The sequence below is a fragment of the Parapedobacter lycopersici genome, from assembly GCF_024643285.1.
GTDB lineage: Bacteria > Bacteroidota > Bacteroidia > Sphingobacteriales > Sphingobacteriaceae > Parapedobacter > Parapedobacter lycopersici.
Genome location: NZ_JAMSLW010000005.1, coordinates 81,434 through 94,916 on the forward strand (window position 1 = coordinate 81,434; position 13,483 = coordinate 94,916).

Sequence of the window (13,483 nt, forward strand, 5' to 3'; positions counted from 1 at the left end):
GTTTTTAATCCTTTACTTATCCTCTGTTTCCACCACCACGGTTTCCACCACCACGGCGCTGATCGCCTCCACGGCCACGGCGTTGATCGCCACCGCCGCGACGCGGTTCGCCCGCACCTTCTCCTCCACGTGGTTTCGGTCCGGATGCCTGGCCTACATTCGGCGACAGGTCACGTTTGCCATATACCTCGCCTTTGCAGATCCACACTTTCACGCCGATCTTACCGTATGTAGTCAATGCTTCAACCAGGGCATAATCGATGTCTGCACGGAACGTGTGCAGGGGAATCCGTCCTTCTTTATACTGCTCGGTACGGGCCATTTCGGCACCGCCCAAACGGCCGGAGCACATGATCTTGATCCCTTCAGCACCCATGCGCATGGTCGAGGCGATGGATGTTTTCATCGCACGGCGGAAAGAGATACGTGCCTCCAGTTGTTTCGCAACACCCTCAGCAACCAGGTGAGCTTCCAATTCCGGACGCTTGATCTCAAAAATATTGATCTGTACGTCTTTCTTGGTTAATTTTTTCAGCTCTTCCTTGATCTTATCCACTTCCTGTCCGCCCTTACCGATCACGATACCCGGACGAGCCGTGTGTACGGTTACGGTAATGCGCTTCAGTGTACGTTCGATCACCACCTTGGCTACACCGCCTTTGGCGATACGCACCGAAAGGTATTTCCGGATTTTCTCGTCTTCAACTAATTTATCGGAATAGTTATTGCCTCCGAACCAATTGGAATCCCAACCTTTGATGATTCCTAATCTGTTACCTATTGGATTTGCTTTTTGTCCCATTACTTGATAAATTAGTTTTGTGCTACGCTGTTTTGACTATCCACCACCAACGTGACGTGGTTCGACCGTTTCCGGATACGGTATCCGCGGCCCTGTGGAGCCGGACGCAGCCTTTTCAATTGACGCCCTCCGCCTACAAATACTTCTTTGACAAATAAACCGCTTTCTTCCACGGATTTATCTTCATTCTTGGTCTCCCAGTTTTTAATTGCCGAGAGCAGCAGTTTCTCCACGCGGATCGCTGCTTCCTTATTCGTATGCTTAAGGATATAAAGGGCGTGCTCTACTTTTTCACCGCGGATCAGATCCACCACCAGGCGCATCTTACGCGGCGACGTAGGGCAGTTCAATAACTTGGCAGTAGAAGCTCCTCCTACCTGAGCTTTTTCCTGCTCTTTCCGCTGTTTGATGATAACAGACTTCTTCAGTTTTCTTGTTGCTTCCATTGCCTATTATTTTTTCTTTTCTGCGTGGCCTCTGAATGTACGCGTAGGCGCAAATTCACCAAGCTTATGACCCACCATGTTTTCCGTTACATATACGGGAATGAATTTATTGCCGTTGTGTACCGCAAAGGTATGGCCAACAAAATCAGGTGAAATCATAGATCTCCGAGACCAGGTCTTGATGACTGACTTCTTATTTGTTTCATTCATAGAAAGAACTTTTCTTTCTACGTTGTGATCGATATAAGGACCTTTTTTAATTGAACGAGCCATTATTTCTTCCTTCTCTCAATAATGTAACGATTCGATACTTTCTTCTTGCTGCGGGTTTTGTAACCTTTAGCCAACAGGCCTTTGCGCGACCGCGGATGACCTCCGGATGCACGGCCTTCACCACCACCCATCGGGTGATCTACCGGGTTCATAGCCACACCACGTACCCGTGGGCGACGACCCAGATGGCGTTTCCGGCCTGCTTTGCCCAGCACTTCATTCGCTTTCTCGGCATTCGATACCGAGCCAATGGTAGCCAGGCAGGTAGCCAGGATCATACGGCTTTCACCGGAAGGCAATTTAATGATGGCATATTTGCCATCACGTGCCGCCAGCTGTGCATAAGTACCGGCGCTGCGCGCGATTGTGCCGCCCTGTCCGGGATTCAATTCGATGTTGTGAATGATGGAACCCAACGGAATGTATTGCAACGGCAGTGTGTTTCCTACTTCGGGAGCCACCTGGTCGCCAGAAATAATCGTTTGCCCTACCTGAAGCCCTTCCGGCGCCAGGATGTAGCGTTTCTCTCCATCCGCGTAATGCAGCAATGCGATGCGTGCGGTACGGTTCGGATCATATTCGATCGTGGCAACTTTTGCGGGGATATCTTTCTTATCGCGTTTAAAGTCTATCAATCGGTATGCTTTTTTATGCCCCCCACCGAGATAACGCATAGTCATTTTACCGGAATGGTTTCTACCGCCTGACTTCTTGATTTTCACTACCAACGACTTTTCGGGAACGTTTGTAGTGATCGCCGTATAGTCCGCGCCTACTCTGAAGCGCGTGCCAGGGGTAACCGGTTTGAATCTTTTAACTGCCATCTTTATATCGTACTGTAAAAGTCAATGGTTTCGCCATCTTTAATCGTAATGATGGCTTTTTTATATTTCGCGGTCTTTCCGGATACGAATCCAGCCTTGGTATAGCGGTTCTTTGCTTTACCGGCAGTCACGATGGTGTTGACAGCAACAACCGTCACGCCGAACATCGCTTCCACAGCCTGCTTGATCTGTATCTTGTTTGCCTTCGGATCCACTTTGAAAGCGTAGCGGTTACGTTGCTCCGTAAGCAATGATGCTTTCTCAGTCAATACGGGTTTCTTAATGATTTCCATATTACTTGGCAAATGCCTCCTCCAATGTTTTAACAGAAGCCTTCGTTAGCAAAAGTTTGCCGGCGTTCAATACGTCATACGTATTCAGCTCATTGGCAGTAATCACTTTCGCCTGCTTCAGGTTCCTGCTTGATAAATACACGTTGTTGTTTTGTTCGGCCAAAACCAGCAAGGTTTTTTCCCCGGCTACCTTCAGGCTGTTTACCAGGTTTACATAGTGTTTGGTTTTGATGGAATCAAAATTCACATCATCCAATACCACGATATTGTTTTCCTTAGCCTTGTAGCTCAATGCCGATTTACGGGCCAGCGATTTCAGCTTTTTGTTCAATTTAAAGCTATAGTCGCGGGGTTGCGGACCAAAAATACGGCCACCGCCATTAAACAGTGGGGATTTAATGCTGCCTGCACGGGCACCGCCGGTTCCTTTTTGCTTATGCAATTTGCGTGTAGAGCCTGCGATTTCGTTGCGTTGTTTGGATTTATGCGTTCCCTGGCGCTGATTAGCGAGGTATTGCTTTACATCCAGGTAAATCGCGTGGTCATTGGGTTCCACCGCGAACACCGATTCAGGAAGTTGCACCTTGGCACCTGTTTCTTTCCCTGATATATCTAAAACGTTAACTTCCATCTCCTTATTTATCTACGATTACGTAAGAACCTTTGGCTCCGGGAATGGAACCGCTAACCACGAGCAGGTTTTGCTCCGGATAGATCTTCAGCACCTGCAGGTTCTGAATCTTTACGCGGTCGCCGCCTGTACGGCCTGCCATGCGCATCCCTTTGAATACGCGCGAAGGCCATGACGAAGCACCCAGTGAACCGGGGGCGCGCAGGCGGTTGTGCTGTCCGTGGGTAGCCCCACCAACACCACCAAACCCGTGACGCTTCATAACGCCTTGGAAACCTTTTCCTTTTGAAGTGCCGACTACATCGATGTACTCGCCCTCCTCAAAAATGGAAACCGTTACCGTGTCGCCGAGTTCCTTCTCGTCGGGAAAGGTTTTAAATTCTACCAATTTACGCTTGGGCGTGGTCTTCGCTTTGGCGAAGTGCCCTTTCAAAGGGGCCGTGGTGTTCTTCTCTTTCCTTTCATCGAAGGCGAGCTGAACAGCGGAATAGCCATCCTTTTCCTCCGTGCGTATCTGCGTTACCACGCACGGGCCAGCTTCAATCACTGTACAGGGAATATTTTTTCCCTCAGCGTCGAAAATGCTGGTCATTCCTACTTTTTTTCCAATAATTCCTGACATGTTTTTATTAATCTATTAACGTCCATCGAAGCAGTAGGGCTTCGTTCAAGACATACATCCCGCTAAAACGGACGGCAAAGATAGGAAACTTACATTAAGTATCAAACAGTTAGTGAATTATTTTTTTCTTTCGGAAGGACAGGGGTGAAAAACCGGATTCATCGGGATTGGTTTGGCCTGCATTCGGGAATGTTTCGGGAATTCCCCGGGGTTCCTTCGAGACTCCTTCGGCTGGGCTTCGGGGCTGTCCGAAACCCAGCCGAAGGAATGTCGAACAGCAGTCGAAGCGGCCCCGAAGCGCGGTCGAAGGAGCCTCGAAGCAGTCTCGAAGACGTGTCGAAGCGCTCCCGAACACCTCCCGAAGCGGGATCGAAGGAATGGTTACGCCGCGCCGCCCTGCGTATCCTGCTTTTGGATCATGCGTTCAAGTGACTGTAACCCAAACATCAGCTGGCGGGGTTCGTGGTAATTTTCCATGCTTTTGGTCCGGAGCACGGCTGCCTTGCGGTCGGCATACGAAGGCCAGAACTTATAACCGTCCTGGATAATTTTTTCTTCCACGTAATTCAGCGTCCGCATATAGGTTTCCCAGGCCCATGGATCGCCCGAGCGTTCCACGAGCATCAGCGTGCCGTTGAGCACTTCCATGGATGTCCAGAGCTGCTTATCGAGTATCCATGTGTATGCGGCTACATTTTTTACGGTGTGGAAGTATCCGCCGTACACCCGGTCTTCGGCAATTTCAACATGGCGTTTAAATGCGGCACTCGCCCGTTCAAACAGCGCATCGTCCTTTCGGCGCTCGGCCTCGCGCATGACAAACATCAGTGTTTCAAAGCCGTGGCCAATGACCGAAAACTGGTCATAGCCATTTACAGGCGTCGACAGGTCGTGGTTGATCACCTCATTCGTCAGCCCGTGTTCCCGATTGATGTGATGATCCATAATGGCGTTCACGCTGCGGTTGGCCAGCGCCTCCAGGTCGGCGTCCGCGCCATGCTTTAACATCTGTGTGGATAAACTCAAAAAAATCATCCAATGCCCGAGTATCCGCGGCGCTTCGATGGGCGGCATTCCCGCCGAGCCAACCACGTAGCTGTAATCCGGGCGGTCATAACGGTCCACGCAACTAAAGATCAGCTGCTTGGCCAGTTCGCGGTATTGCGGCTCCCCGGCGGCTATCGCATATTCGGCCAGTCCCTCGGCAACAAAAAGGTTCCCGTAGATATCACCCGGGCCATCCAGCGGTTTGCCTTCCCGGCTGTATGTCTTTACCCAGAATGCATCGCCTTCGGGTCGGAGGGATAGCAGCAGGTCCTTCGTCTTCCCGGCAATTTCAAGGTATTTCGGATTCTTTTCAAAATTATTGTACAGGTAGGCATAAACCCACAGTCCCCGCCCGTCGAACCATGAACGTTTATCGGTGCCCAGCAGTTCGCCCGTAGCGCAATCCACCTGAAGCAGGAATCCGCCATATTCGTGGTCGACCACATAGCTGTCCATATTAGGCAGGAACTGGTCGAAGAGCGCGGTGCGGTACTGATCGCGCAACCGGCTGAGGCCGGCCGGTGTATAAGGGCTCTCCTGGCCGGATGCGGAGGCTGCACCGGGGATGGCTACGCGGGTTAACAGCGGTGCGCTTAGCCCCAGTAAGAGGTTGTTTTTGATGAATGTTCTTCTGTTGTTACTCATAGCGAAAAAAAGCATACCACCCTTTACGGATGGTATGCGGTTAAAATTAAGCAAATAGGTTCGAAATATTCCCTTTTCTTTCGATCATCCGGTCGACCGTCAGCAGTGCCAGCATCAGTTGGCGTGCATGGTGATAGTGTTCCATTAAGCCGGTATTGGGGTCTTCCATTTTCCGGTCGCCGCCTGAATTCCAGAACTTGTTGCCCGGTTGATAAAATTTCGCATACATGTACTGATACGTTTCCGCGAAGGTCCGCAGCGCCCATTCGTCGCCGGTGTGCTCAATTAAAAAGAGGCTGCCATTCAGGACTTCCTGCTGGTTCCAGAGCGATTTACGAACATCCCAGACATAGTTATCGATGTGCTGGATCGAATGAAAATAACCGCCGTAAACCGCATCCCTGGCCACGTCCACATGCTTTTTAAAGGCCTGCTGTGCCCGGTTAAAGAGCGCGGAATCTTTCTTCCTGGCCGCCTCAAACATGACAAAGGCGAGGGTTTCCAACCCGTGCCCGATGACGGAGAACTGGTTGTATGCATTGTCCGGCAAACTGAAATCGTGGTTGATCACCTCATTGGTAAGCCCGTACGCCGGGTTTAAGTGATGTTCCATGATTGCGCTCACGGACCGTGCGGCCAGCTGCTCCAGTTCCTCGTCCGGCTCATGCTTCAGCATCTGGGTCGATAAACTCAGGAAAATCATCCAATGACCCAAAACACGGGGACCGTTGATTTCCGGCGCGTCCTTAAGGTAAGACATGTGGTATTTGTAATCCGGCTGATCGTAGCGGTCGACGCAGCTGAGGATAATCTGTTTGGCCATCGCACGGTGCTGGGGCTCGCCGGAGGCCTTCGCATATTCGGCCAGTCCTTCGGCGACGAATAGGCTGCCGTAAATGTCGCCCGGACCGGTAAGCGGCTGACCCTCCCTGGAGAACCGCTGCGGCCAGAAGCTGTTATCTGTTGGCTGCAGCTTCAGGAGGATATCCTTTGACTTCGCCGCAATCTCCAGGTACCGGGCATCCTGCCGCAGGTTGTTGTATAAAAAGGAGTATACCCACAGTCCCCGTCCGACAAACCAGGCCGTTTTCTCCATATTTGTGAGCGCCCCGGTGCGGACATCCAGTGAGCACATTACCCCGCCGAACTCATGGTCTATTGCATATTGGTCCATACTGGGCAGAAAATGGTCGAACAATTCCGTATGCAGCTTATCCCGCAGTTCCTGAAGCGACCATTCGCCAATGCTGGAAACGACGTTATCTCCGGACGACCCGGAACCTGTTCCGGCGTTGGTGCACGATTGGCCAACAGCCCCCAAGGCCAGCGTACCCAGTCCGGCCACGGCATTCCCCTTGATAAAATGGCGTCTTGATATGATATTTTTCATCTTTTTTGTTTTTAAATGTACAATGACGGCGGTTATTTTTTATCCCACCACAGTTTGGTTACCCCGTTATCGGCCCCGCCCAAAAGGGTAATGGCCTCTTCAACGGCCGACCGGTTGGTATCGAATTCCGAACTCACATAAGGTAACCGACGCGGGATATCGCTCACCGTGAAATCCGGATTGTCACTCATCAGCCGGTCAAGCAATACCGGGTATCCGGTTCTGCGCCTTTCGGCCCAGGCTTCCTCGCTGTCGGGGTAAAGCGCAATCCACTTTTGCGTAATGATCTGCTCCAGCTGGCGCTCTTTGCCGGCCCCTGCATCGTAAGCAATGGGGACTGTTGAAGCGGGCGCGGTTACGGCATCCGGCTTGACGGGTACCCGCGTACTGGTCAGGTAATCGTTACCCAGCAGGTCGGTTCCCGCATGGCCGTATTCCGCGAGCGACATCAGGACACCCTGATTGTATAATGCCTCTGGGGTTCCGCCCATGTTCCATCCCTCCAGGGCGCCTTCCGCCCGTAAAAAATACGCCTCAGCCGCGCGGAGCAATTGCCAGTTTGGCCCCTTGTTGCCCACCAGTAAATAAGGTGCGGCCATATTGGAAGCCTTCGCGTTAAATCCCTGTCCCTGCTTATCCGATTTGGACTGCCCGTTCCGGATGCCCTCGTAATTGAACACCACACCGGCGGGGTCATCCGCCGCGTCAGGCTGTGCAGCCTCCGAATAATAATCGGCTACCCGGGGATCCAGGTATCCCTTTAACACGCTTTCCATATCGGCACTCATCCGGAAGTCGCTCCACTGGGTAATGGTGTTGTACGGGTTGGGCCAGTCGATGGAACTGGTTACATAACCATTATCGGCATTATCGGTAATTACGCCGTCGGCAACAGCCTGTTCCGCATGTGTTTTGGCCAGTTCAGGTTCCACATACTTTATCCGCATGGCGAGCCGGAGCCGGAGCGTGCTGGCCAGTTTCAGCCACTGGTCTACCTTGCCTCCGTAGACCACATCCTGACTGCCCAGGAACGAGGTTTGTCCCGCATTCGCTTTAAACACTTCAATGGCCGCTTCCAGCGTGCTTAAAAAATCATGGTAAATCACATCCTGCGCATCATAACGCACCGTCTTTTCCCCGTTTCCAAAATTCGAATACGGAATCGGCCCCCAGAAATCCGTGATTTTATGGTACGTGTATACCCGCCAGACTTTCATCATCGCCGCTTCAACCTGGTAATTATTCTCCACCGCGAAATCTTCGACGTACTTGATCTGAGGTGCGGCATTCCGGTAAAATCCAGTGAAAAACTCGTTCAGCCAGGCACCGTTTAAAACAAAGCTGTCAGAGAAAAAATCCGGGTGGGTATGTGCCTGATAATTGGCATAAAGATCGGTGAAGGCGGCATGCCCCCTTAGAAACGGCATCACATCGCCATAAAATACCGCTCCATAAAATGCCTTTTTCACGACAAGCCCGTAGGATGACTGGTCTAAGCCACCGACAGTGACGCTTTTGGGATTTGTATTGATCTCGTCAAATTTTTCCGTACAGCCCATGCCCAAAGACAGCATGGATACGGCTAATAAGTATCGTATCGTTTTCATTGTTACAGGTTTAAAATCCGAAATTAAGGGATACGCCAAACGACCGGGTGGTTGGCAACGACAAGGCTTCCCTTCCCTCTGAATTGTTTGAGATATCCGTCATGATTTCAGGGTCCACATATTTCGCCTTGTTCGATATAAAAAAGAGGTTTCTGCCAACCACCGAAAGCCGGGCCGACTTAACGAATGTTTTCCCGAGCAGGCGCTGCGGCAGGGTATAGCCGAAGATCAGCTCACGCAGCCGGATATTCGATGCGTCGCGCACGAAGGCTTCCCCCGAGGGGGCACCGACGCCACCCAGGTGGTTCCATAAGTCCTCCGAAGACACCTGTATGGTATTGGGATCACCGGATTCGGTGACCGCGGTTTCTTCGTCAAATATGTTTTCACCGAATACCAGCGAACCGTCCCGGCCCTGTGCGGTATAATCCAGTACGCCGATACCGGATTCGATCGCCTCGGTAAATGAAATCAGCGATCCGCCCTGCCGGATGTCAACCAGGGCACTCAGGGTGAAATCTTTGTACCTGAAGGTATTGCTGATACCTGACAGCCAGTCCGGATTATAATTGGCTACCAACACGTCTTTTCCCGTTGTGATTTTGGGCAGCCCGTTGGCATCCACAATAACCCTTCCCTGTCCATCACGCACATATCCCCTTGAATAGACCGCGCCAAACGGTTCTCCTTTGATGAGCTTGTAGGTTCTGATGTAATCATCCGCCTGGTTTAAGACATCAAATCCTTCCGCAATTTCGAGGATCTTGCTCCTGTTTTTGGAAAAGTTGACATTGATGTCCCATGAAAAGGCATCCCGCGATATGACTGTCCCTCCAAGTGCCATCTCCACACCGCTGTTCTGCACATCGGCACCGTTTTGAAACACACTGGCCACGCCCGACCCGACAGGAACCGGAGAGGCAAACAGCTGGTCAAACGTATTGGTCTTATAGTAGGTAACATCAAACCGCAGCCGGTTATTTAACAAGGTCGCCTCCAAACCGATCTCGGTTGAGCGGGTCGACTCCGGTTTCAGATCGGCATTGGGTAATGTTGGGTTAAGCGAAACCGTACCCTTGTTTATGGTGGCCAGCCTGTCGAGCATATAAGGGTCGGTATCGTTGCCCACCTCGGCATATGAACCCCTCAGCTTGAGGTAATCAATCGCATCCGGGAGGGTTGCCAGTTCACTGATAACCGCGGTTAAACCCACTGAAGGGTAGAAATACGACCGGTTATCGGCCGGAAGCGTGGAACTCCAGTCGTTCCTGCCGGTAAGGTTCAGGAACAGTGCATTTTTGTAGGAGAGTTCACCAAAGGCGTACACAGACTGTACTTCTTTATGCCGATAATAGGTGTCGATGGGCCGCGGATCCTGTGTGTTTCCCAGCGCGAACAGGTTTTCTATCTGGAAGTTGACTCCGGAGGCACCGAGTGCATCGGATTTAAACACCCGGTGGTTTGCACCAACGTTCAGATCCAGGGTAAAACTCGGGGACAACGCCTTATGGTAGTTCAGCAAGGCATCGGTATTCCATTCGTATGCGTTGGAATTATTGCGTGCATACGAGCCCCGGTTTGCCGTTACGTAGGTATCGTTTGCCAGCTTGGTTTCGGCAGCTGCATTCGTGCGGTCAATGGCCGAACGGCCTAAAATGGATAAATCATCCGTCAGCTGATAGTGCAGGCTTAACATACCCAGCAAGCGTTCCTCCAGCTTAGGGTTCAGCACGTTGTGCTGCGTCCAGTAGGGGTTTCCGGCACCGTTGAATCCGGGACTGTAAAAATGCTGCCGCGTTTGTCCGGCGCTGTTCACAAACTGATAATGCTGGATATCCTGCGTACGGATGTTCCGCGGGATCTGGTACAAATACCGCATCGGGTTGTTAAAGCTTTCCCCGGTAAACAGCACATTGTCGAACTGTTGCCGGATGTAGTTAACGCGGGAATCCAGTTTTAACCGGTCGCTTAACGACGCGGTTGTCCGGATGCTGAGGTTATGGCTCTGCAGGTCATTACCGTCCACAATTCCCGTGGCATCGGTATGGGTATAGCTGAGAAACGTATTGGACTTTTCGGAGTTGATATTAACCGACAGGTTGGTTGCGAAGCTCCGGCCTGTCTGGAAAAAGTCCTTGATGTTGTCCGGCTGCGCAGCGTAAGGATAGGTCTCGCTGCCGTTTAGCTGATTGGCAATATAGCCGGGGTCATTTGACCAGTGCTTTACCGGGCTTCCATCAAACCTGGGGCCCCAGGAAGTAACCGCATTTTCCGAATAGATACCGTTGGCACCCTGACCGTATTCGTTCTGGAATTTCATTAAGATAATGGGGGTATTTGCCATAAAATTGAAGCCCAGGTTGGTGCTCACTCCCTGTGGTGCGCCTTTTCCGGACTTGGTGGTAACAATGATTGCCCCGTTGTTTGCGCGGCTGCCATAAAGCGCCGCCGCATTGGCCCCTTTCAGTACGGAGATGGACTCGATGTCATCCGGACTCAAGTTGGCAATATCCCCGTTTAACGTAATACCGTCAACGACATATAGCGGCTGGCTGCTGCCGCTGATCGACCGGTTGCCCCGCAATAAGACTTTGGAGGATGCACCGACGCCGGCACCGGAGCTGGTAATGGTCAAGCCGGCAATTTTACCGCTGAGTCCGTCAACCAGGTTTGGTGTCCGGGCCTGGCTCAGCTTTTCCGCATCGGCACTTTGCGTAGCATAACTCAGTGATTTTTTTTCGCGCGATATCCCCAGGGCTGTTACAACGACTTCGCCCAGCTCACTGACCGACTCCTGCAGCACCACGTTTAACGTCGTACCGGCATTGCCCGTCTGCTCAACCGACGAATACCCCAGTAAAGAGAAGGTAAGTGTCGCACGGTTTTGCGTCAATTCGATCCGGTAATTGCCTGCGGCATCCGTTGTTGTCGCCACCTGGGTGTCCTTAACACGCACGGTAACCCCCTCCAACGGATTTCCCGCGGCGCTGGCAACGCGACCGTTAATGATAAATTCCTGTAATGGTGGCTGTTTTTCCGCTGCTTTGGCAGGCCGGTTGATTAACGTAATGATGATATTCTTATCGACAATCTTATAGCTCAGCCCCTGTCCTGAAAGGCTTTTTTTCAGCGCTTCATCCAGTGTTACGTTGCGCACATCGATGGTAATGGGTTGCGCCCTGCGGATCATGCCCACATCATAGAAAACGTGGTAACCGCTCTGCTTTTTAATGTCTGTTAATACATCCTCCAGTGAGGCGTGCTTTTTTCGAAGGCTAATATCCTGCGCATACATGTAAGAATATGCACTTACTTGTAAAGCACTGACCAATAGGAGTACGCAGGATAATTTCATGGCAAGGCTATACTTGGAAATCGCATGTATGATATGGTGATAACCTTGTATAATAAATTTTTTATACATTTGAATTGGGTTTATAAAAATTGGTTTCCAAATCCGTTTTTTAATCCTAATGGCTTCATTGTCATTTAATCAGGGGCGTTGCGACCGCTCCTGATTCTTTTTTTGACAACAAAGCCAGCTGTTGCAGTCGCTATGTCATCACAATCACCCTCCTTCCTTCGATTTTGAACTTCACTGTTCCCGTCAGCTCAATCGTTTTTAATAATTTTTCAAAGCTTTCAAACCTTGAAATGGTTCCGCCGAAACGCTTGTGCTTTACCGCCTCTTCTTCATACTCCACGTCTACGTCATACCACCGTGCGATTGTATTCATTACTTCAACCATGTCACTGTTATGAAAGGCAAAATTGCCGTTTTTCCATGCGATCGCATTTGCCGGGTCGACCGGGACCACTGAAATAAGGCGGCTCCCATGTTTTACGGTTGCCTGCTGATTCGGAGAAAGCACGTTAGCAACCGTTGTATTGCTGCCTGCTTTTTGCGGGATGGAAACGCGGACCTTTCCTTCAAGCAGTGTGGTTTTGGTGGCGTTCTCCCCGGGATAAGCCTTGATGTTAAAATGGGTCCCCAAAACCTCAACCGCCTGGTCAACTGTCTTTACAATAAAAGGGAGCCGGCGGCCGCCCCTGGTAAAACCGCTGACTTCGAAGTAGGCTTCTCCCGTGAGTTCCACCTGCCGCTCATCACCCGTAAAACGGACCGGGTAACGCAGCGATGACATCGCGTTAAGCCATACCCTGCTGCCATCCGGCAACGCCAGCTGATATTCTCCCCCTTTGGGTGTATTTACGGTATTGTACATGGCTTCCATATCACCCGTGACCGCGGTGATCGGCTCATAGAAAAGCTGCCCGTCTTCCGTCTTTACAATCCGGAAGCCGGCCTGTTCTGCGAGCGCGCCATCCCCTACTTCACCTAGGCTAATCGTGCGGCCGTCGGCCAAGGTGAGCATCGCTTTTTGACCGCCCGGGTGAATCGCCGCCTCCATGTGTGTCTGTGCAGCCATTTCCCCCGACTGTTCATCGGTTCCAAACTCAACGTATGGGGCCAGCAGAAAAACAATACAAATCGAGGCGGCGATGCCGGCCACCGAATACCAATAGCGTTTAATCCGTAGGTTTTTCCGTGTGGCTTCCTGTTGTTCCCGATCTGCCAGGATCCGCGGATCGTTCAGTATCTTCCGGAAAACATGGTCGCTGCGGATCGGCAGGGGCTGGTCAACGTCCAGTTCCGTCCAAAGGTCATCTACAGCCTGGTATAAATCCGTTTCATCCCCTTGTTTTGCAACGTAAGATTTCAGCTCCTGAAACTCATCGCTCCGTATGCGATTATTGACATACGCATGCAACAGGTATCGTAACCGTTCGTTGTTTATCTCCATGCCCTGGTGTTTGGGACCGTTTATAATTGAGTTAGTTCTACTATAATAAACGGATGAGGCGTGCCGGAGGACTAGTGGGGCATCACTTTTTTTTATTT

Annotated in this window: 12 protein-coding genes; all 12 read right to left on the reverse strand. The window is 51.2% G+C overall.

The genetic code is table 11. The features are described 5' to 3' along the window. Positions 1-16: 16 nt before the first annotated feature. The 12 genes from rpsC to NEV57_RS11485 all read right to left on the reverse strand — a co-directional run bounded on the left by rpsC (position 17) and on the right by NEV57_RS11485 (position 13,385). Positions 17-802 (reverse strand): 30S ribosomal protein S3, encoded by a 786-nt coding sequence (gene rpsC, locus NEV57_RS11430; protein WP_257658459.1) that lies wholly within the window; start codon positions 800-802, stop codon positions 17-19. Between the two features lie 11 nt (positions 803-813). Further along, a complete protein-coding gene (rplV, locus tag NEV57_RS11435) occupies positions 814-1,248 on the reverse strand; it encodes a 50S ribosomal protein L22 (protein WP_257658460.1) in 435 nt (144 codons plus the stop codon). A gap of 6 nt (positions 1,249-1,254) precedes the next feature. Beyond that, complete coding sequence (gene rpsS / locus NEV57_RS11440) at positions 1,255-1,521, reverse strand: 30S ribosomal protein S19 (RefSeq protein WP_257658461.1); 267 nt, start codon at positions 1,519-1,521, stop codon at positions 1,255-1,257. Next, the gene (gene rplB, locus NEV57_RS11445) at positions 1,521-2,345 is read right to left on the reverse strand and encodes a 50S ribosomal protein L2 (protein ID WP_257658462.1); all 825 of its coding nucleotides are present in this window, start codon (positions 2,343-2,345) and stop codon (positions 1,521-1,523) included. The genes rpsS and rplB overlap by 1 nt, the downstream gene beginning before the upstream one ends. A 2-nt stretch (positions 2,346-2,347) precedes the next feature. After that, positions 2,348-2,638, reverse strand: coding sequence for a 50S ribosomal protein L23 (gene rplW, locus NEV57_RS11450; protein WP_257658463.1), 291 nt, complete (start codon positions 2,636-2,638; stop codon positions 2,348-2,350). A gap of 1 nt (position 2,639) precedes the next feature. Further along, positions 2,640-3,269 (reverse strand): 50S ribosomal protein L4, encoded by a 630-nt coding sequence (rplD, locus tag NEV57_RS11455; RefSeq protein WP_257658464.1) that lies wholly within the window; start codon positions 3,267-3,269, stop codon positions 2,640-2,642. Between the two features lie 4 nt (positions 3,270-3,273). Then, positions 3,274-3,891, reverse strand: coding sequence for a 50S ribosomal protein L3 (gene rplC, locus NEV57_RS11460; protein ID WP_257658465.1), 618 nt, complete (start codon positions 3,889-3,891; stop codon positions 3,274-3,276). A 381-nt stretch (positions 3,892-4,272) separates the two neighbouring features. Then, positions 4,273-5,583, reverse strand: coding sequence for an AGE family epimerase/isomerase (locus tag NEV57_RS11465; protein WP_257658466.1), 1,311 nt, complete (start codon positions 5,581-5,583; stop codon positions 4,273-4,275). 46 nt (positions 5,584-5,629) lie between these two features. Beyond that, positions 5,630-6,973, reverse strand: coding sequence for an AGE family epimerase/isomerase (locus NEV57_RS11470; RefSeq protein ID WP_257658467.1), 1,344 nt, complete (start codon positions 6,971-6,973; stop codon positions 5,630-5,632). A 32-nt stretch (positions 6,974-7,005) separates the two neighbouring features. Next, on the reverse strand, positions 7,006-8,580 hold the full coding sequence (locus NEV57_RS11475) for a SusD/RagB family nutrient-binding outer membrane lipoprotein (RefSeq protein ID WP_257658468.1): 1,575 nt from the start codon (positions 8,578-8,580) through the stop codon (positions 7,006-7,008). Between the two features lie 10 nt (positions 8,581-8,590). Further along, on the reverse strand, positions 8,591-12,004 hold the full coding sequence (locus NEV57_RS11480) for a SusC/RagA family TonB-linked outer membrane protein (protein WP_257658469.1): 3,414 nt from the start codon (positions 12,002-12,004) through the stop codon (positions 8,591-8,593). Positions 12,005-12,134: 130 nt separating this feature from the next. Then, a complete protein-coding gene (locus NEV57_RS11485; protein WP_257658470.1) occupies positions 12,135-13,385 on the reverse strand; it encodes a FecR family protein in 1,251 nt (416 codons plus the stop codon). Positions 13,386-13,483: the final 98 nt, after the last annotated feature.

Coding starts and splice junctions, on each gene's coding strand:
- rpsC (WP_257658459.1), bottom strand. CDS start 802: ATGGGACAAAAAGCAAATCCAATAGGTAACAGATTAGGAATCATCAAA.
- rplV (WP_257658460.1), bottom strand. CDS start 1,248: ATGGAAGCAACAAGAAAACTGAAGAAGTCTGTTATCATCAAACAGCGG.
- rpsS (WP_257658461.1), bottom strand. CDS start 1,521: ATGGCTCGTTCAATTAAAAAAGGTCCTTATATCGATCACAACGTAGAA.
- rplB (WP_257658462.1), bottom strand. CDS start 2,345: ATGGCAGTTAAAAGATTCAAACCGGTTACCCCTGGCACGCGCTTCAGA.
- rplW (WP_257658463.1), bottom strand. CDS start 2,638: ATGGAAATCATTAAGAAACCCGTATTGACTGAGAAAGCATCATTGCTT.
- rplD (WP_257658464.1), bottom strand. CDS start 3,269: ATGGAAGTTAACGTTTTAGATATATCAGGGAAAGAAACAGGTGCCAAG.
- rplC (WP_257658465.1), bottom strand. CDS start 3,891: ATGTCAGGAATTATTGGAAAAAAAGTAGGAATGACCAGCATTTTCGAC.
- NEV57_RS11465 (WP_257658466.1), bottom strand. CDS start 5,583: ATGAGTAACAACAGAAGAACATTCATCAAAAACAACCTCTTACTGGGG.
- NEV57_RS11470 (WP_257658467.1), bottom strand. CDS start 6,973: ATGAAAAATATCATATCAAGACGCCATTTTATCAAGGGGAATGCCGTG.
- NEV57_RS11475 (WP_257658468.1), bottom strand. CDS start 8,580: ATGAAAACGATACGATACTTATTAGCCGTATCCATGCTGTCTTTGGGC.
- NEV57_RS11480 (WP_257658469.1), bottom strand. CDS start 12,004: ATGTATAAAAAATTTATTATACAAGGTTATCACCATATCATACATGCG.
- NEV57_RS11485 (WP_257658470.1), bottom strand. CDS start 13,385: ATGGAGATAAACAACGAACGGTTACGATACCTGTTGCATGCGTATGTC.